This is a genomic window from Candidatus Rokuibacteriota bacterium (assembly GCA_030647435.1).
Classification (GTDB): domain Bacteria; phylum Methylomirabilota; class Methylomirabilia; order Rokubacteriales; family CSP1-6; genus AR37.
Map to the genome: position 1 here is coordinate 19,767 of JAUSJX010000098.1, position 17,440 is coordinate 37,206.

General features: G+C 69.0%; 18 protein-coding genes. All 18 read right to left on the bottom strand.

Annotation, left to right across the window (positions count from 1 at the left end; genetic code table 11):
* Positions 1–3 precede the first annotated feature (3 nt).
* The 18 genes from purQ to Q7W02_17785 all read right to left on the bottom strand — a co-directional run bounded on the left by purQ (position 4) and on the right by Q7W02_17785 (position 17,437).
* A complete protein-coding gene (gene purQ, locus Q7W02_17700; protein ID MDO8477997.1) occupies positions 4–717 on the bottom strand; it encodes a phosphoribosylformylglycinamidine synthase subunit PurQ in 714 nt (237 codons plus the stop codon).
* 78 nt (positions 718–795) lie between these two features.
* Positions 796–1,038, bottom strand: a complete 243-nt coding sequence (purS, locus tag Q7W02_17705; protein ID MDO8477998.1) for a phosphoribosylformylglycinamidine synthase subunit PurS — start codon at positions 1,036–1,038, stop codon at positions 796–798.
* Positions 1,035–1,748 (bottom strand): phosphoribosylaminoimidazolesuccinocarboxamide synthase, encoded by a 714-nt coding sequence (locus Q7W02_17710; protein ID MDO8477999.1) that lies wholly within the window; start codon positions 1,746–1,748, stop codon positions 1,035–1,037. The genes purS and Q7W02_17710 overlap by 4 nt, the downstream gene beginning before the upstream one ends.
* A gap of 12 nt (positions 1,749–1,760) precedes the next feature.
* Entirely contained in the window at positions 1,761–3,056 is a 1,296-nt protein-coding gene (gene purB, locus Q7W02_17715) for an adenylosuccinate lyase (protein MDO8478000.1), read from the bottom strand.
* Positions 3,053–4,336: a pitrilysin family protein gene (locus Q7W02_17720; protein ID MDO8478001.1), complete on the bottom strand. Its 1,284-nt coding sequence runs from the start codon at positions 4,334–4,336 to the stop codon at positions 3,053–3,055. Before Q7W02_17720 ends, purB begins: the two co-directional genes overlap by 4 nt.
* A gap of 24 nt (positions 4,337–4,360) precedes the next feature.
* Positions 4,361–6,514, bottom strand: a complete 2,154-nt coding sequence (gene pnp, locus Q7W02_17725; GenBank protein ID MDO8478002.1) for a polyribonucleotide nucleotidyltransferase — start codon at positions 6,512–6,514, stop codon at positions 4,361–4,363.
* A gap of 172 nt (positions 6,515–6,686) precedes the next feature.
* On the bottom strand, positions 6,687–6,956 hold the full coding sequence (gene rpsO, locus Q7W02_17730; protein ID MDO8478003.1) for a 30S ribosomal protein S15: 270 nt from the start codon (positions 6,954–6,956) through the stop codon (positions 6,687–6,689).
* A gap of 164 nt (positions 6,957–7,120) precedes the next feature.
* Positions 7,121–8,083, bottom strand: a complete 963-nt coding sequence (locus Q7W02_17735) for a bifunctional riboflavin kinase/FAD synthetase (GenBank protein ID MDO8478004.1) — start codon at positions 8,081–8,083, stop codon at positions 7,121–7,123.
* Positions 8,046–8,972: a tRNA pseudouridine(55) synthase TruB gene (gene truB / locus Q7W02_17740; GenBank protein ID MDO8478005.1), complete on the bottom strand. Its 927-nt coding sequence runs from the start codon at positions 8,970–8,972 to the stop codon at positions 8,046–8,048. Before truB ends, Q7W02_17735 begins: the two co-directional genes overlap by 38 nt.
* On the bottom strand, positions 8,969–9,958 hold the full coding sequence (locus Q7W02_17745; GenBank protein MDO8478006.1) for a bifunctional oligoribonuclease/PAP phosphatase NrnA: 990 nt from the start codon (positions 9,956–9,958) through the stop codon (positions 8,969–8,971). Before Q7W02_17745 ends, truB begins: the two co-directional genes overlap by 4 nt.
* Entirely contained in the window at positions 9,955–10,323 is a 369-nt protein-coding gene (gene rbfA / locus Q7W02_17750; protein MDO8478007.1) for a 30S ribosome-binding factor RbfA, read from the bottom strand. Before rbfA ends, Q7W02_17745 begins: the two co-directional genes overlap by 4 nt.
* Before the next feature lie 3 nt (positions 10,324–10,326).
* The gene (locus Q7W02_17755; GenBank protein MDO8478008.1) at positions 10,327–10,617 is read right to left on the bottom strand and encodes a DUF503 domain-containing protein; all 291 of its coding nucleotides are present in this window, start codon (positions 10,615–10,617) and stop codon (positions 10,327–10,329) included.
* Position 10,618: 1 nt separating this feature from the next.
* Positions 10,619–13,051: a translation initiation factor IF-2 gene (gene infB / locus Q7W02_17760; GenBank protein ID MDO8478009.1), complete on the bottom strand. Its 2,433-nt coding sequence runs from the start codon at positions 13,049–13,051 to the stop codon at positions 10,619–10,621.
* Between the two features lie 7 nt (positions 13,052–13,058).
* Complete coding sequence (locus Q7W02_17765; GenBank protein ID MDO8478010.1) at positions 13,059–13,340, bottom strand: YlxR family protein; 282 nt, start codon at positions 13,338–13,340, stop codon at positions 13,059–13,061.
* The gene (nusA, locus tag Q7W02_17770) at positions 13,337–14,749 is read right to left on the bottom strand and encodes a transcription termination factor NusA (GenBank protein ID MDO8478011.1); all 1,413 of its coding nucleotides are present in this window, start codon (positions 14,747–14,749) and stop codon (positions 13,337–13,339) included. Before nusA ends, Q7W02_17765 begins: the two co-directional genes overlap by 4 nt.
* Before the next feature lie 15 nt (positions 14,750–14,764).
* On the bottom strand, positions 14,765–15,253 hold the full coding sequence (locus Q7W02_17775) for a ribosome maturation factor RimP (GenBank protein MDO8478012.1): 489 nt from the start codon (positions 15,251–15,253) through the stop codon (positions 14,765–14,767).
* Positions 15,254–15,397: 144 nt separating this feature from the next.
* Positions 15,398–17,101 carry a proline--tRNA ligase gene (locus Q7W02_17780; GenBank protein ID MDO8478013.1) on the bottom strand — a complete coding sequence of 568 codons (1,704 nt, stop codon included), beginning with the start codon at positions 17,099–17,101 and terminating at the stop codon, positions 15,398–15,400.
* A gap of 3 nt (positions 17,102–17,104) precedes the next feature.
* Complete coding sequence (locus Q7W02_17785; protein ID MDO8478014.1) at positions 17,105–17,437, bottom strand: (2Fe-2S) ferredoxin domain-containing protein; 333 nt, start codon at positions 17,435–17,437, stop codon at positions 17,105–17,107.
* Positions 17,438–17,440 lie beyond the last annotated feature (3 nt).

Genomic DNA, 17,440 nt, shown 5'->3' on the forward strand with positions numbered 1-17,440 from the left:
CTCCTACCGCTTGAGGAACGAGCCATCCTCGACCATGCTGCCGAGGAGCGAGTGGAAAATCAGCAGGCCGTCCGTGCCGCCCATGGCGTTCTCGCCGGCGCGCTCCGGGTGGGGCATGAGGCCGAGGACGGTCCCCTCCTCGTTGACGAGACCCGCGATGTTGTCCAGGGAGCCGTTGGGGTTGGCCTCCTTGACGACGCGGCCGTCCTCGCTGCAATAGCGGAAGACGATCTGCTTCTGATCGCGGACCCGGCGAAGCGTGTCCGCGTCGGCGTAGAACTTGCCCTCGCCGTGCGAGATGGGCATCTTGAGCACCTGCCCCGGCCGCATCGCCCGCGTGAACGGCGTCTCCGCGTTCTCGACGCGGAGCCATGTGGACTGGCAGCGGTACTGGAGGCACTCGTTGCGCGCGAGCGCGCCCGGCAGGAGCTTGGCCTCGCAGAGGATCTGGAAGCCGTTGCACGAGCCCAGGACGAGACCCCCCTTGGCCACGAACTCGGGCAGCGCCTCGACCACCGGGGAGCGCCCGGCGACGGCGCCCGCGCGCAGGTAGTCGCCGTAGGAGAAGCCGCCCGGCAGGATCAGGCAGTCGAAGTCGGCCAGCTGGGCGTCCCGGTGCCAGACGTAGCGCACCGGCTGGTGGAGGACCTCGCTGACGATGTAGTGGAAATCGCAGTCACTCCACGTGCCCGGGAACACCACGACGCCGAAGTTCATGGGGCTGAGTCATCCTCCCTGTGTGGGTGCAATCCCACTCTACCCTGCCCGTCGGCATCTGACAAGAGGTACCGGCCGTTAGCCCACCATCTCGACCGTGAAGTCCTCGATGACGGGGTTGGCGAGGAGTTTCGAGCACATTTCCTCGACCCGCCGCCGCGCCGCCTCGGCGCTCGTCCCGGCGACCTCGAGCTCGAGCAGCTTGCCCACCCGCAAGGCCTCGACCTCGGCAAAGCCCAGGCCCAGGAGCGCCCGCTGGACGGAAGCGCCCTGGACGTCGAGGATGCCGGGCTTGAGCCGTACGAAAACGCGGGCCCTCACGACCCCGACCCCACGATGCGTCGGTAGACCTCCTGGTACGCCTCCTCCACATTGCCGAGGTCGCGGCGGAAGCGGTCCTTGTCGAGCTTCTCGAGCGTGTCGGCATCCCACAGCCGGCAGGTGTCGGGGCTGATCTCGTCGCCCAGGTAGAGCCGGCCGCCGTGGCGGCCGAACTCGAGCTTGAAGTCCACGAGGATCAGACCTTTTCGCTTGAGGAGAGGGCGGAGCACCGCGTTGACCTTGAGCGCCATGCGCCTGAGCCATGCGAGCTCCTTGGGTGAGGCGAGCTTGAGCATGCGCACGTGGTCCTCGGTGATCATGGGGTCGCCGAGCGGGTCCGACTTGTAGAAGAGCTCGACGATCGGCGGCTTGATCGCCACGCCCTCTTCGAGCCCGGTGCGTTTGGCGAGCGTGCCCGCCACCATGTTGCGGGGAATCACTTCGATCTTGATGATGTCCAGCTTGCGGCAGAGCATCTCGCGGTCGGACAGCGTGGCGAGGTAGTGCGTCGGGACGCCCGCTTTGCCGAGGCGCTGGAACAGCGCCGCCGACATCTTGTTGTTGATCACGCCCTTGCCGACGATGGTGCCGCGCTTGAGTGCGTTGAAGGCCGTGGCGTCGTCCTTGAAGTACTGGATGACCTTGCCCGGATCGTCGGTCGCGTAGACGATCTTGGCCTTGCCCTCGTAGAGCTTGTCCCGCTTCTCCATGTCAGGGAATCCTCAGAGCAAACCAGCTCGGCGATAGATGGCGTCTACGTTTCGGAGGTACCAAGCCGGCTCGAAGCAGGCCGCGAGGTCGGCGGCGGTGACGCGCGCCGTCACCTCGGGATCGGCGGCCAGCAGCGCGTGGAAATCGGTGCGCTCGCGCCAGGCGCGCATGGCGTTCTTCTGGACGATCTCGTAGGCCTGCTGGCGCGGCAGGCCCTTGTCGGCAAGCTTGAGCAGCACGCGCTGGGAGAACATGAGGCCGTAGCTCCGCTCCATGTTCTCCTTCATCCGCTCCGGATACACCTGCAGTCCGTCGATGATGCCGGTCATCCGGTGGAGCATGTAATCCACGAGGATGGTCGAGTCCGGCAGGATGACGCGCTCGACCGAGGAGTGGCTGATATCCCGCTCGTGCCATAGGGCGATGTTCTCGAGCGCCGCGAGGGCATTGGTCCGGACCAGCCGCGCGAGCCCGCTCACGTTCTCGCTGCCGACCGGGTTGCGCTTGTGCGGCATGGCGCTCGAGCCCTTCTGGCCCTCCGCGAACGGCTCCTCGGCCTCCAGGATCTCGGTGCGCTGGAGCGAGCGGATCTCCACCGCGACCTTCTCGAGCGACGCGGCGACGATGGCCAACACCGCGCACAACTCCGCGTGGCGGTCGCGCTGGACGACCTGGGTCGAGATCGGATCGGGCTCGAGACCGAGCAGGCGGCAGACCTCCTCCTCGACATCGGGGTCGACGTGGGCGAAGGTACCGATCGCCCCGGAGATCTTCCCGACCCTCACCGCCTCTTTGGCACGCCTGAGCCGCTCGATGTTGCGCCCGGCCTCGGCATACCAGAGAGCCGGCTTGAGCCCGAACACCATGGGCTCGGCGTGGACGCCATGGCTGCGCCCTACGCAGAGAGTGCCCTTGTGGCGGAGCGCAAGCGTGCGCAGCGCGGCGCGGAAGCGCTCGAGGTCGCCCAGCAGCACCTCGCAGGCCTGCTGGAGCTGGAGGGCAAGCGCCGTGTCCAGGACGTCGGAGGACGTCATGCCGATGTGGACGTAGCGCGAATCTGCCCCAATCGACTCCTCGAGGTTGGTCAGGAAGGCGATGACGTCATGGCGCGTCTTGGCTTCGATCTCGTCGATCCGCGCCGCGTCCACCCGGGCCTTGGCTTTGATCCGGCCGAGGGCGTCGGCTGGGACAACGCCGCGCTTCGCGTAGACCTCGCACACGGCCAGCTCGACCTTGAGCCACGCCTCGTACTTGGCGTCCTGGCTCCAGAGCCGGGCCATCTCCGGACGCGAATAGCGCGGAATCATGTTTGGGCGCCAAACTCTCTCGGGAGGTTTCTCTTGTCCACGGGGCCCAGCGTGACGAGGCAGAGCTGCTCCTCGTCGAGCACGCGATGGATCAGGGCCTCGACCTCGTCGGGGCGCACCCGGTCGATCTCGCCGAGCATCTCGTCCACCGAGTGGAACGCGCCGAAGCGCAGCTCCTGCTTCGCCAGCCGGTTCATCCTGGAGGACGACGACTCGAGCGAGAGCATGAGGTTGCCCTTGAGGTGGTCCTTCGCGCGGGCGAGCTCGTCGGCCGTCACCCCGTCCTTCTTGAGCGCCCGCACCTCGTGGAGGAAGGCCTTGAGCACCTTGCCGAAGTTGCCCGCTTCGGTGCCGGCGTAGAGATACACGACGCCGCTGTCGCGGAACTGCTGGGCGCCGGAATGGACGGAGTAGACGAGCCCCTGGCGCTCGCGCACCTCCTGGAAGAGCCGGGAGGACATGCTGCCGCCCATGATGTCGTTCAGGAGGTACAGCGCGTAGCGATCGGGCGCCGTGTCCGACACGCCGGGAAAACCCAGGACCACCTGCACCTGCTCGAGCGGCTTGGAGACCATGTGCACGCCCGGCAGCAACGTCGGGGCCACGCTCGCATGCTGGGCCGCGGGCCGGGTAAAGCCGTCGAAGCGCCTAGCGAAGGCGTCCACGACGCGCGCGTGTTCGGCGTTGCCGGCCACGGCAACGGTTATCTTGGCCGGGGCGTACTCGGCGTGGAAGTGGTTCAGGATGGTGTCGCGGTCGAGCGCCTCGACCACCTCGCGCCGCCCGAGGATGGGACGCCCGAGCGGGTGCCCCGGCCAGACCTTGTCCAGGAAGAGATCGTGGACCAGGTCGTCCGGCGTGTCCTCCACCATCTTGATCTCTTGGAAGACCACCGCCTTCTCGCGCTCGATGTCGCCGGGGGCGAAGCGGGGCCGCAGGAGGACGTCGGCCAGGAGCTCGGCCGCCATCTCGAGGTGCTCGTCGAGCACGCTGACGTAGAAACACGTGTGCTCCTTGGCGGTGAAGGCGTCCATCTGCCCGCCCACCGAGTCGATCGCGCGGGCGATGTCCTCGGCCGAGCGGGTGTCGGTGCCCTTGAAGACGAGGTGCTCGATCAGGTGGGAGATCCCGCCGCGCTCGAGGGGCTCGACGCGCGAGCCCGTCTCGACCCAGATGCCGACGGCGACGGAGCGCACCCAGGGCAGCGACTCCGTGACCACGCGGATGCCGTTCGGCAGCACCGTCTTGCGGTACGCCTCCGCCCGGCTAGGCGATGCCACGCGCCCTGCTCCTCTCCACCGGCGCTAGGCGCCGGCCGTGGGTGCGATCTTCAGCTTCTCCTTGTCGGCCAGCGCCGGCTGGTCGCGCAGCGCCTGCTTTCGCGAGAGCCGGACCTTGCCGTTGGCGTCGACCTCGATGACCTTGACCAGCACCTCGTCACCCTCGGTCAGCACGTCGCCGACGGCGCGGATGCGGGCCTCGGCGATCTGCGAGATATGCAGGAGCCCTTCGGTCCCCTGCATGATCTCGACGAAGGCGCCAAACTCCTTGATGCTCTTGACCTTGCCCAGGTAGATGCGGTCCAGCTCGGCCTCGCGGCAGATGTCCTGGATGATGTCCACCGCCATCTGCGCCTTCTCGCTGGACGACGAGAACACCGTCACCTTGCCGTCGTCCTCGACGTCGATCTTGGCGCCGGTCTTCTCCTGGATGCCGCGGATGACCTTGCCGCCGGGGCCGATGATCTCCCGGATCTTTTCCGGCCGGATCCGGATGGTGACGAAGCGCGGCGCGTACTCGGACAGCACCGTCCGCGGCGCCTTGATCGTCTCGGCCATCTTTGCCAGCACGTGCAGCCGGGCCTCGCGGGCCTGCGCGAGAGCCTGGCGCATGATGTCGACGGACACCCCCGCGATCTTGATGTCCATCTGGAGCGCCGTGATGCCCTTCTCCGTGCCGGCGACCTTGAAGTCCATGTCGCCGTAGTGGTCCTCGCTGCCCATGATATCGGTCAGGATGCCGACCTTGTCGCCTTCCTTGATGAGACCCATGGCGATGCCCGCCACCGGGGCCTTGAGCGGCACGCCCGCGTCCATCAGCGACATGGACGCGCCGCACACCGTCGCCATCGAGGAGGAGCCGTTGGACTCGAGGATCTCGGAGACGATGCGGATCGTGTACGGGAACACTTCCTTCGTCGGCAGCACGGCGGCGATCGCCCGATGGGCCAGCGCTCCGTGGCCGATCTCGCGGCGGCCGGGGTTGCCGAAGCGCTTCACCTCGCCTGTGGAGAACGAGGGGAAGTTGTAGTGGAGCATGAAGTTCCGGTAGCTGTCGCCCTCGAAGGACTCCATCTTCTGCTCGTCGTTCTTCGTGCCCAGGGTCGCGGCGACCAGGGCCTGGGTCTCGCCGCGCGTGAAGAGCGCCGAGCCGTGGGCCCGCGGCAGGTAGGCGACCTCCGACCAGATCGGCCGGACCTCCTTGACGCTGCGTCCGTCGACTCGGATGCCCTTGTCCACGATCAGGCGTCGGACCTCTACCTTCTCCACCTTCTCGAAGTACTCGCGCGCCTTGGCCTTCGAAGCCGGCTCGTCGGGCACGTGATCCACGCTCGTAAGATGGGCCCACACCGCCTCGAACGCCGCCACCATGGCTTCGGCCCTCGCCTGCTTCTGATGGATGGCCAGCGCCTCGACCACGCGCGGCGCCGCAACCTGCTGGACCTTGGCCTGGAGCGCGGGATCGGCGCCCGCCTGGGCGTCGAAGGCCCAGCGGGGCTTGGCCGCCTGCGCGATCAGCTCCTTCTGGATCCGCACCAGCTGCTTGCAGTGCTCGTGGCCGAAGGCGAGCGCCTCGAGCATCTGGTCCTCGGCGATCTCGTTGCCGCCCGACTCGACCATGAGGACCGCGTCCTCGGTCGCCGCCATCACGAGCTCGAGCGTCCCAGCCACGACCTGCGCGTACGTCGGGTTGACCACGAGCTTGCCGTCGGTCATGGTCACGCGCACGGCCCCGATGGGCCCCGCGAAGGGGATGCCCGAGAGGCAGAGCGCCGCTGAGGAGCCGACCATCGCCAGTACGTCGGGGTCGTTTTCGTTGTCAGCCGAGATGACGAGGTTGATCACCTGCATCTCGTTGCGGAAGTTCTTCGGAAAGAGCGGGCGGATGGGGCGGTCGATCAGGCGGCAGGTCAGCGTCTCCTTCTCGTCCGGCCGGCCCTCGCGCTTGAAGAAGCCGCCGGGGATCTTCCCGCCGGCGTAGGCTTTCTCGCGGTACTCGACCGTGAGCGGCAGGAAGTCGCGGCCCTCCATGGGCGACCTGGTCGCGACCACGGTGGATAGCACGATCGTGCCGCCGCAGCGCACGACGACGGCGCCATCGGCCTGCTTGGCGACTTTGCCGGTTTCGATCGAGATGGCGGTGCCGTTGAGCTTGGTCTGTACGGTATGACTCGTCATGAGATCAATCTTTCTCCAGCCAATAAGGCGTGGGCAGCCAACGAAGCGGCGGCGGCCGGCGATGAGGCGGCAGCAAGCGGTGCCCGGGCTGATTCAGGGGTGAGGGAAACGTGGGTCCTGCGCGCCCGGCACGTCCGGGCCGTCGAGGGTCGACTCCAGTCGGGATCCGCGGTCACTTGCGGATTCCGAGCTTATCCGTCACGACTCGGTAGCGCTCCGTGTCCTTCTTGCGCAGGTACTCGAGCAGCCCACGGCGCTTGCCGATGAGCATGAGCAGGCCGCGACGCGAGTGGTGATCTTTCTGATGGGTCTTGAAGTGGTCCGTCAACCCGTTGATCCGCTCGGACAGGAGCGCGATCTGCACCTCGGGTGACCCGGTGTCCCCGTCGTGGGTCTTGAACTGCTCGATGAGGCCCTTCTTTTTCTCTACGGACAGCTTCATGCGCGGATCCTCCCGGGGGTTCCCCCCCCAATCGCCACGCCCCCAGGGCCCTGGCTGCGGCTCCGATGGGACGGGTTCGTGTGGATGGCCTAAACCTTCAAGGACAAAAGGAGTTTACCACGGGCGCGGCGAGGTGTAAAGCCGCTCAGGACCCCGCGGCGCGACTACGGGGCGCGCCGCGGGCCGGGCGCGCCGCGGGCCCGGCGCGCCCGCGCGGCCTCGATGTCGGTCGCCACCTGGCGCTTGAGCGCGTCCACCCCGGAGAACTTCATCTCGGGCCGGATGCGGTCCAGGAACTCGAGCCTGAGCGTCCGGTCGTAGAGGTCGCCCGAGAAATCGAGGAGGTTGGCCTCGACCCAGTACTGGTTCTCGCCGAAGGTCGGCCGGTAGCCGACATTGACCACGGCGTCGGCCGCCCCGCCATCCCCACTGCCGGCCCAAGTCGCCCGCGCGACGTAGACGCCCGGCGCCAGCGCCAGCGGCCTGTCGGGCCGGAGGTTGGCCGTGGGGAAGCCGAGCGTCCTCCCCCGCCCCGCCCCGCGCAGCACGGCGCCCGTGATGGCGTAGGGGTGACCGAGCAGCTCGGTCGCATGGGCGGCGTCGCCTTCGTGTAGCAGTGCGCGAATGGCACTCGAGGACACGATCTGCCCGCGCAACCTGAGCGGCGGCAGCACGCGCGCGGCGAAACCGTGTTGGGGCCCGAGCTCGGTCAGGAGTGCCGCCGTGCCGCGAGCGTCGTGGCCGAAGGTGTGATTGAAGCCCACGACGATCTCCTTGGCGCCGAGCGTGCCCGCGAGCACGTCCCGCACGAAGGCCTCGGCCTCCATGCGCGAGAATTCGAGCGTGAAGGGGATGACCAGCGCCGCATCGGCGCCCAGGCCGTCCATCCGCCCAAGGTTGTCCTCGAGGGTGGCGATGGGCAGCGGCGCCCGCTCCGGCCACAGCACGCTCGCCGGATGCGGGTCGAAGGTGCAGACGACCGAGGGCAGGCCGAGGGCGCGGCCCCGCTCGACGGCCGTGGAAATGAGCTTCGCGTGGGCGAGATGGATGCCGTCGAAGGCACCCAGCGCCGCCACGCAGGGGCGAAGGTCAGGCGGGTAGGACGCGAGGCCGCGGAGGATCCGCATGGAGGAGCCGTTCAGGCTTGACGTGTGCGCCGCGCCGCGCGCCGATCCCGAGGAAGGCGCCATCCGGGCCGTACACGCGGACGGGGCCGGGCGCGCCGGGGTCCGTCACCGACTGCCCGTTGACGAAGGCGCGTGCGCCATCCGACGATAGCCGCGCCTCCTGCATGACCTCGAGCGCCGAGTCGGGCGGGAGCAGGCGGGGCCAGAGCGCGCCGCCGTCGCGGGCCTCGCGCACGGTCTCCCACGTCACCGCGTCTTCCAGGCGGTACGGGCCGACGCGGGTACGCACGAGCGTCGCCAGCGCGCCGCCGGGCCCGAGCGCCGCGCCCAGGTCGGCGGCGAGCGTCCGCACGTAGAAGCCCTTGCCGCAGCGGACGCGAATGGTGAAGTCCGGCAGCGCGAGGGATTCGAGCACGATCGAGTGGACGGTCACCTCGCGCGGCCTTCGCTCGACCTCGACGCCCTCGCGCGCCAGCTCGTAGAGCCGGCGCCCCTCGTGGTGGAGCGCCGAGTACATGGGCGGCACCTGTGAGACGCTCCCGACGAAGGCGAGGAGCTCCCGCTCGACGTCCGCGGCGCCGAGGCCTGGCACCGGCCGCGTCTCGAGCACCGCCCCCGAGAGGTCCTGGGTGTCGGTGGCGACGCCGAGCCGCACCGTGGCGAGGTATTCCTTGTCGAGGTCCACGAGGTAGGGCGTGAGCTTCGTCGCCTCGCCGACCAGGATGGGCAAGAGGCCAGTAGCCGCCGGGTCGAGCGTGCCGCCGTGACCGATCTTGGGCGCGCGCAGTACCCGGCGCAGGTGCGCCACGACCTGGAAGGACGTGAGGCCGGCGCCCTTGTCCACCGGCAGCACGCCGGAGCGCCCGGCCTGGATCACTTCTCGAGTCACGGCCGCGCGGCGCCCAGCGACTCGCGCACGACTTTGAGCAGGGCCGTCGAGGCCTCGGCCAGCGTACCCGAGAGCGTGCAGCCTGCGGCGTTCTCGTGGCCGCCGCCGCCGAATCGATGGGCGATGGCGTTGACCGGCACGTCGCCCTTGCCGCGCAGGCTCGCCTTGATCTTCCCCGGCGCCTCTTCGCTGAACAGCACCGCGACCTTGACCCCGCGCACCGAGCGCGGATAACCGACGAGGTCCTCGGCCTCGAGGAACTCGCGCGAGACGAGGCCGCGCGGTACGCAGAGCCACGCGACCTGCCCGTCGTCGCTAATCTCGACCCGCCGCAGGACCTCGCCAAGCTGGACCAGCGAGTCGCCGGCGCGCTGCTGGTAGAGGCGGTCGGAGACGAGGGCAGGGTCCGCGCCGGCCGCTGCCAGCTCCGCCGCGATCCTGAACGTGCGGGGCGTCGTGTTGGAGTAGCGGAAGGAGCCCGTGTCGGTGTGGATGGCCGTGAAGAGGTTGAGCGCCACCGCGGGCGTCACCCGGAGCCCGAGCGCGCGCACGAGGTCGAAGACCATCTCCCCCGTCGCAGCCGCGGACGGATCGATCCAGTCGACCGTGCCGTAGCGCCGGTTGTCGGGGTGATGGTCGATGTTGAGCACCCGGGTCTGCGGCCCGCGCGCACCCTCGAGCAGCCCCTCCGAGCGGTCGGGATTGGGACAGTCGGTCATGACGATGATCTCGAACGTCCCCGGCGCCGCCCTCCACACCTGCCAGCGATCCGCGCCTGGAAGGAAGGAGAGCGTGTCGGGAACCGGGTGCGGCCCGGCAAAGGTCACCGACGCGCCGGCGGCGCCGAGGGCGAGCCCGAGGCCAAAGAGCGTGCCCAGGACGTCACCGTCGGGGTGGACGTGGCCGAGACAGAGCACCCTGCCGGACGGCTCCGAGAGGGTCTCGAGCAGTTGCGGCGGAGGGGTGACCGAGAACCCCTGGCTCACTCGTCACCTCCGGCGGGCGCATCGCCGGGCCGGAGCCCGGCCAGCAGCGATTGGATATGCGCCGCATGCTCCATGGAACGGTCGGGCCGGAAGGCCAGCTGGGGCGTGACGCGCAAGTCGAGGTGCTTCCGCAGCCAGTTCCAGACGAAGCCGCGGGCGCTCTCGAGCGCCGTGAACGACTTGGCCCACTGCTCCTCGGGCCCGAGGACGGAGACGTAGACACGAGCGAGCTTCAAGTCGGCCGTCGTGTCCACCTCCGTCACGGTCACGAAGCCCAGCCGTGGGTCCTTGACCTGGCGCTGGAGGACGGCGGAGATCTCCTCCTTGATGAGCTGGTTGACGCGCTCGAGCCTCTTGCCTTGCATACCCTATAGAATCTCCACCTGAATATCGGTGACGTATCCGTCCACGTTGTCCTCGATGTAGTCGAGCGCCTTGGAGATGACCTCGTTGGCGTGGCGCGAATCGCCGGAGACGCAGGCGACGGCGAGCGTGGCCCGCTGCCAGGCGTCGTGGTGGTCCACTTCCGCGACGGAGATCTCGAAGCGCTGGCGGAGCTTGTCCTTGAGGCCCTTCAAGACGTGGCGCTTGCCCTTGAGCGAGCCCACATCCGGCAGGTGCAGCTCGACGGTGCCGACCGCCACCCGCGCCGCCGACACGCTAGAGGCTCCGAGCGACTTCCTCGGTCGTATAGGCCTCGATGATGTCGCCGGGCTGGACGCCCTTGACTCCCTCGACCCCGATGCCGCACTCGAGCCCCTGCAGGACCTCGCGGACGTCGTCCTTGAAGCGCTTGAGGGTGGCGATGGTGTTCTCGCCGAGCAGGGTGTCGCCCCGCTTGATGCGGACCCGCGCCGTCCTGATGATCTTGCCCTCGATCACGGCACAGCCGAAGATCGTCCCCACCTTGGAGATGGGGAAGAGCTGCTTGACCTGAGCGCGGCCGTGGACCGTCTCGCGGATCTCCGGCGCGAGCATGCCGCTGAGCGCCGCCTTGACGTCGTTGATGACGTCGTAGATGACGGTGTAGTTCCTGAGGTCCACGCCGTCGGACTGGGCCTGGCTCGCGGCCTTGGGCTCGGCCTTGACGTTGAAGCCGAGCACGATGGCGTTCGAGGCCGAGGCGAGCATGACGTCGGATTCGTTGACCGCGCCCACTGAGCCGTGGATGACCTTGAGACGCACCTCGTCGGTCGACAGCCGCTCGAGAGACTCAGTCAGCGCCTCGACCGAGCCCTGCACGTCGGCCTTGAGCACGAGCCGCAGCTCCTTGACCTCGCCCGCCTCGATCTGCTTGTGCAGGTCCTCCAACGTGATCCGCGCGGTGCCCTTGCCCTTGAGACGGTCACGGTCGGCGCGCACGGTCGCGATCTGCCGCGCCTTGCGCTCGTCCGCGACGACCAGCAGGGTGTCGCCCGCCTGGGGCACGCCCGACAGGCCGAGGATCTCGACCGGGTCCGAGGGCTCGGCCTTGGTGACTTTCTTGCCGCGATCGCTGAACATGGCGCGGACTCGGCCCGAGTGCTGGCCAATGACGACCGCGTCGCCTTCCTTGAGCGTGCCCGACTGGATCAGCACCGTCGCCACCGGGCCGCGGCCCCGATCCAGCCGGCCTTCGACAATGATGCCGCGGGCGGCCCGGTTCGGGTTGGCGCGCAGCTCGAGCACCTCCGCCTGGAGCGCCGTCATCTCGAGCAGTTGCGGGATCCCGTCGCCGCGCTTGGCGGAGGTCGGGATGAAGATGGTCTGGCCGCCCCAGTCCTCGGGCACGAGCCCGAGGTTCGACAGCTCGCGCTTGACGCGGTCGGGGTCGCTGCCGGGCTTGTCGATCTTGTTGACCGCGACGAGGATCGGCACGTTCGCGGCCTTGGCATGGTTGACGGCCTCGACCGTCTGCGGCATCACGCCGTCGTCGGCCGCCACGACCAGGATGACGATGTCTGTCGCCTGGGCGCCGCGGGCGCGCATGGCCGTGAAGGCCTCGTGACCCGGGGTGTCGAGGAACGTGACCTTGCCGTGGGTGGTCTCGACCTGGTAGGCGCCGATGTGCTGGGTGATGCCTCCAGCCTCCTTCTCCGCCACCTTGGTGGTCCTGATCGCGTCGAGGAGTGACGTCTTGCCGTGGTCGACGTGGCCCATGACGGTGACCACGGGCGGACGTAGCTTGAGCTGACTGGGATCCGTCTCCTCCTCCTCCAAGATGTCGCCTTCGAGCGAGCGAATCTCCACGTCGAAGTGGAACTTGTCGGCGACGAGCTTGGCCGCCGTCGGGTCCAACACCTCGTTGACGGTGGCCATGACGCCCAGGTCGAGGAGCGCCTTGATCACCTCGCCGGACTTGTGACGCATGGCCGCCGCGAGCTCGCCGACGGTCACGGACTCCGGCAGCTTGATCAACTCGCGCTTGATCTCGACGGGCGGCTCGGGCGGGGTCGGCGCGGGCCTGGGCTCTCGCTTGACCTCCACCTTGGGAGGTGCGGCCGGCGCGACAGGCGCCACGGCGGCAGGACGCGCGGGCACGGGCGGCGCTGCGGGACCGACTGCCGCAGGCGGCATCCCGGTCCGCGCCGGTGTCGTCGGGGCTGGGGTTGGCGCCGTCGGACGGAGAAGCGTCGGCTCCTTCCTGAGGACCATCGGCGCCGGAGGCGGAGCGACGGGAGTCGGATCAGCCGCAGGAGCGGGAGCGGGGACCGGCTCCGCGATCGGAGCGGCCGTGTGGCGGAAGAGCGTCGCCGCGGGCCTGATCTCTTCCGCGGGCTCCGGCGCCAGAGGCGTCTCGGCCTCGATCGTCACGACCTTCTTGCGCGTGCCCTTGGGTGCCGTCGCTGACCCGGCGGCTTTCTTCTTCGCGACAGCGGGGTCCTTGGCCTCGCCCGGTGCGGGCTTGGCCTTGGGCACCCGCTTGGGCTTGACCTCTTCGGGCAAGTCCCGGCCGCGGCCCAGCTTGACCCGCAGCTCATTCGCCGTCGCCGGTTGCAGCGGGCTCATCGCCCGCATCGCTTTCTGGCCCATCGCCTCGAGGGCGACGATCAAATCCTTGCTGGTGACACCCAGCTCCTTCGCGAGGTCGATGACCTTGACTCGTGCCGCCACAGCCTGCTTACCTCCTTGCCTTGTCGTTCACGACCCGGCCGTTCAGAATCGCCGCCGCGCCCGATGCGGGCGGCTCGCAGGGCCGCTTGAACGCATGCCCGAGCCGGCCCGCGTGGAGGGCCTTGCCCAGGCACCCGGGTTCAGGGCACACGTACGCACCCCGCCCCTCGGCCCGACCACCGTCATCCATCTGTACCCGCCCGTCCGCGCCGCGCACCAGCCGCACGAGCGCGGCCTTGGGCCGGACCTTCCGGCACCCGATGCAGGTCCGCTGGGGCGCCGCCGTCACTCAGCGGAGGTCCTCGCCACGCTCTCTGGAGGCCCCTCGGCTACCGGGACTTGCTCCGCTGGCGGGACATCGTCCGCCGCCGGGAGCGCATCGCCCGCGACTTCCTCGACTGCTTCAGGCGCAGGATCCACGCGCGGGTGCTGCTCGATCCACTCCTGCGCGCCGGCGAGGATCCCCGCCGCCTTCTTCTCGCCGAGGCCGGGCACGGCCTCGAGAGCCTCGAGCCCCGCCTGGACGATGCGCGCCGGGGAAAAGAGGCCGTGCTCCACGAGCCGCTCGATCAGCTGCGGACCGACGCCCGGGAACTCCGCGAGCGCCTCCCGGCCGTGGGCCAGCTCCTCCTCTACGAGGCGGCGCTCCTCCACGACCTCGCCCTCGCTCTTGATGTCCACGTGCAGCCCGGTCAGCTTGGCCGCGAGGCGCGCGTTCTGCCCCCGTTTCCCGATGGCGAGCGAGAGCTGGTTGTCCGGCACGATCACCAGCGCCGAACGCGGTCCCCCGCTCTCGTCAGCCGGGCCGAGGGTCACCGACGAGACCTTGGCCGGGGACAGCGCCCGCGCCATGAAGGTCGCCGGGTCCGGCGCCCACTCGACGATGTCGATCTTCTCGCTCCGCAGCTCGCGGCTGATCACCTGGATCCGGGTGCCGCGGAGCCCCACGCAGGCGCCGATGGGATCGACGTCGCGCTTGGTGGACATGACGGCGACCTTGGCGCGCTCCCCGGGCTCGCGCGCGGCGGCCTTGACCTGCACGATGCCCTCCGCGATCTCGGGGATCTCGGCCTCGAAGAGACGGACGAGGAATCCCGCGTCGGCACGCGACAGCAGAATTTGCGGTCCCTTGGCGGTCTTCTTGACCTCCTGAACGTAGGCGCGGACGCGATCGTTGGGGTTGTAGCGCTCCCCCGGGATTTGCTCGCGCTCGGTGATCACCGCCTCGGCCTTGCCGAGGTCCACGATCACGTTGCGCTTCTCGATCCGGTGCACCGTGCCGCGGATGATCTTGCCTTGCTTGTCGATGAAGTCCGAGTAGACCGCGTCGCGCTCGGCGTCCCGCACGCGCTGCAAGATGACCTGCTTGGCCGTTTGCGCGGCGATGCGGCCGAACTCCTGGGTCGGCAGCCCGATCTCGATCTCGTCCTCGAGCTCCGCTTCGGCGTTGAGCGTCCGCGCCTCGGTGAGCGCGATCTCGAGCTTCGGGTCCGCGACGGCCTCGACCACCTTCTTGCGCGCGAAGACCTTGAGCACCCCCGTGTGGCGGTCGAGCTCCATCCGCGTGTTGTCGGCCACGCCCATGGTCTTCTTGGACGCCGACAGGAGGGCGGACTCCAGCGCCTCGAAGAGGATCTCTTTGTCGATCCCCTTCTCCGTGGCCATTTGCCCGATGACGTAGATCAGTTCTTTGTTCATCGTGTCGCTGCCCGTTCACTTCCGCCTGAACGCCGGGTCGAGACGCGCCTTCGTCAGCAGCGCCCGCGGAACCTCGGCGGTCTGCCCGTCCGGCGCCGCGATGGCCAGCCGCTCGGGCCCGGCCGCTTCCAGCCGCCCCGCGAATTCCAGCCGCCCGTCCACCGGCTCGCGCACCCAGCACCGCACGTCCTTGCCTAACGCCCAGGTGAACTCGCGGTCGGTCCTGAGCTCGCGGTCGAGCCCCGGAGAGGACACCTCCAGGTCGTAGCTCTCCGGAATCAGCCCGGATACGTCGAGCACGTCACCCGCCTCGTGGCTCAGGCGCTGGCAGTCGACGATCCCCGCCCCGCCCGGCTTGTCCACGAAAAACCGCAGAACCCAGCGCCGCCCCTCCCGGCACCATTGCAAATCCACCAGCCGGAGCGCGTGGGCCGCCAGGACCGGCGAGACGACAGCCTCGACCTTGGCCACGAACGCTTCCCCGTCACCCGCCCGAGGGTCCATCTCCGTCCACCCCCCTGCCCCGTAGAGAACAAAAAAGTGGGCGGCGCCCACTTTTGTCAAAACTTTAGCACATGTAGCCACCACCCGCAAGGCTCACCGAGCGTCATAGGGTGACCAAAGGAGTTGGGGCCGCGCAGGGGTGCCTCAAGCCATGGCGAGCCTCTTCCCGATGTCGCGGACGGCGTCAAGGACCCCGTCACGGGGCACCTTCCGGTCCGCCCGCGTCGCCCGCTCGCGGATCTCGACCACACCCTCCTTGGCGAGCGCGTTGCCGACCGTGATCCGGATCGGCACGCCAAGCAGGTCGGCGTCCTTGAACTTGACGCCCGCGCGCTCGTCGCGGTCGTCCATCAGGACGTCGAAGCCGGCCCCCGCCAGCGCCCGCTCGATCTCCTCGGCGGCCGCCATCTGGGCGGCATCCTTGACCGCGATAGGTACGAGGTGCACGTGGAAGGGCGCGATGGCCCAGGGCCAGATGATCCCGTCGGCATCGTGGTGCTGCTCAACGGCGGCGGCCGCGATCCTCGCGGGGCCGATGCCATAGGAGCCCATCACGATCGGCTTCTGCTGCCCCTGCTCGTCGAGATACATGGCGCCCAGGGGCTCAGAGAACTTCGTGCCGAGCTTGAAGATGTTGCCCACCTCGATGACGCGCTCGACCGCGAGCGGCTTGCCGCACATGGGGCAGCCTTCGCCCGGCAGCGCGACCTGGAGGTCGGCCCAGTCGCAGGCGAAATCCTTCCCCGGCGTGACCCCGACCAGGTGGTAGCCGTCGCGGCCGGCGCCCACGACGTAGGCTCCGCTCTTGAGCGACTCGTCCGCCACGATGCGGGCCACACCGTTCGCTCCCACGGGCCCGACAGAGCCCACTGAGACGCCCAAGTGCCGGACGACCTCCTCCGGGTGGGCGGCGCGCGCCTCCGCGCGGAGCGCACGGGTCAACTTCCGCTCGTGCAGGTTGTGATCGCCGCGCACGAGGACCAGCACCGCCTGCTCACCGGCCATGAAGACGAGCGACTTGATGGTGCAGGCGGGGTCTATCTGAAGCATGGCCGAGACCTCTGCGATAGTCCGGGCCCCGGGTGTCGCGACTTCCCGGCGTCCTGCCTCTGGAAGCCCGGCCGGCAGGGGCACACCGCGGGCCAGCTCGACGTTGGCGCCATAACCGCAGCCGGCGCACAGGGCGACGTCGTCCTCTCCGGCGTCCGACGGCGCCATAAACTCCTCGGAGCCCGAGCCTCCCATCATGCCGGGATCCGAGTTGACAATGACGTAGCGCAGGCCGCTGCGGTCGAAGATCTTGCAGTAGGCCTGCCTGTGGGCGCTGTAGGAGACGTCGAGCGCCGCCGTGTCGGGGTCGAGGGTGTAGGAGTCCTTCATCAGGAACTCCCGCGTGCGGAGCACGCCGGAGCGCGGCCGCGCCTCGTCGCGCTCCTTGGTCTGGATCTGGTACCAAATCTGCGGCAACTCGCGGTAGGAGCGGATCTCGCGCGCGGCGAGCCAAGCCACGACCTCCTCGTGGGTCATGCCGAGGCACATGTCGCGCTGGTTGCGGTCCTTGAGCCGGAACATCTCCCCGCCGATCACGTCCCAGCGCCCCGACTGCCGCCAGATCTCGGCCGGGTGCAGCACGGGCATCGTGATCTCCTGCCCCCCGATCGCGTTCATCTCCTCGCGGATGATCGCGTTGACCTTGTCGATGACGCGCTGTCCTAGCGGCAGGTATACGTAGATCCCCGCGGCCAGTTGGCGGACGAGCCCCGCCCGGACCATGAGCTTGTGGCTGATCGCCTCGGCGTCGGCAGGGTCCTCCCGCAGCGTCGGGATGAGCGAGCGGGTCCAGCGCATGGACTACGGCGCCGCCTTGACCTTGTTGGCCCCGGGCACGCCCGGGTCGTAGATCAGGCGCTGGACAGGCTTCCCGCCCAGGATATGGGAGTCCAGAATCTCCTGGAGGTCGGACTCCTTGACGCCCGCGTACCAGACGTTGTCCGGGTAGACGACGATCATCGGGCCGTGGCCGCACTGCGAGAAGCAGCCGGCCTTGTTCACGCGCACCTCGGCGTGCTTGCCCGCCGTGGCGGCAGCCGCCCGGAGTGTCTTGACGTACTTCTCCACGTCGCCCTGCTGAGGGCACGTCTCGCCGGAGGTGCATACAAACACGTGGCAGCGGTACTGGCCCATGAG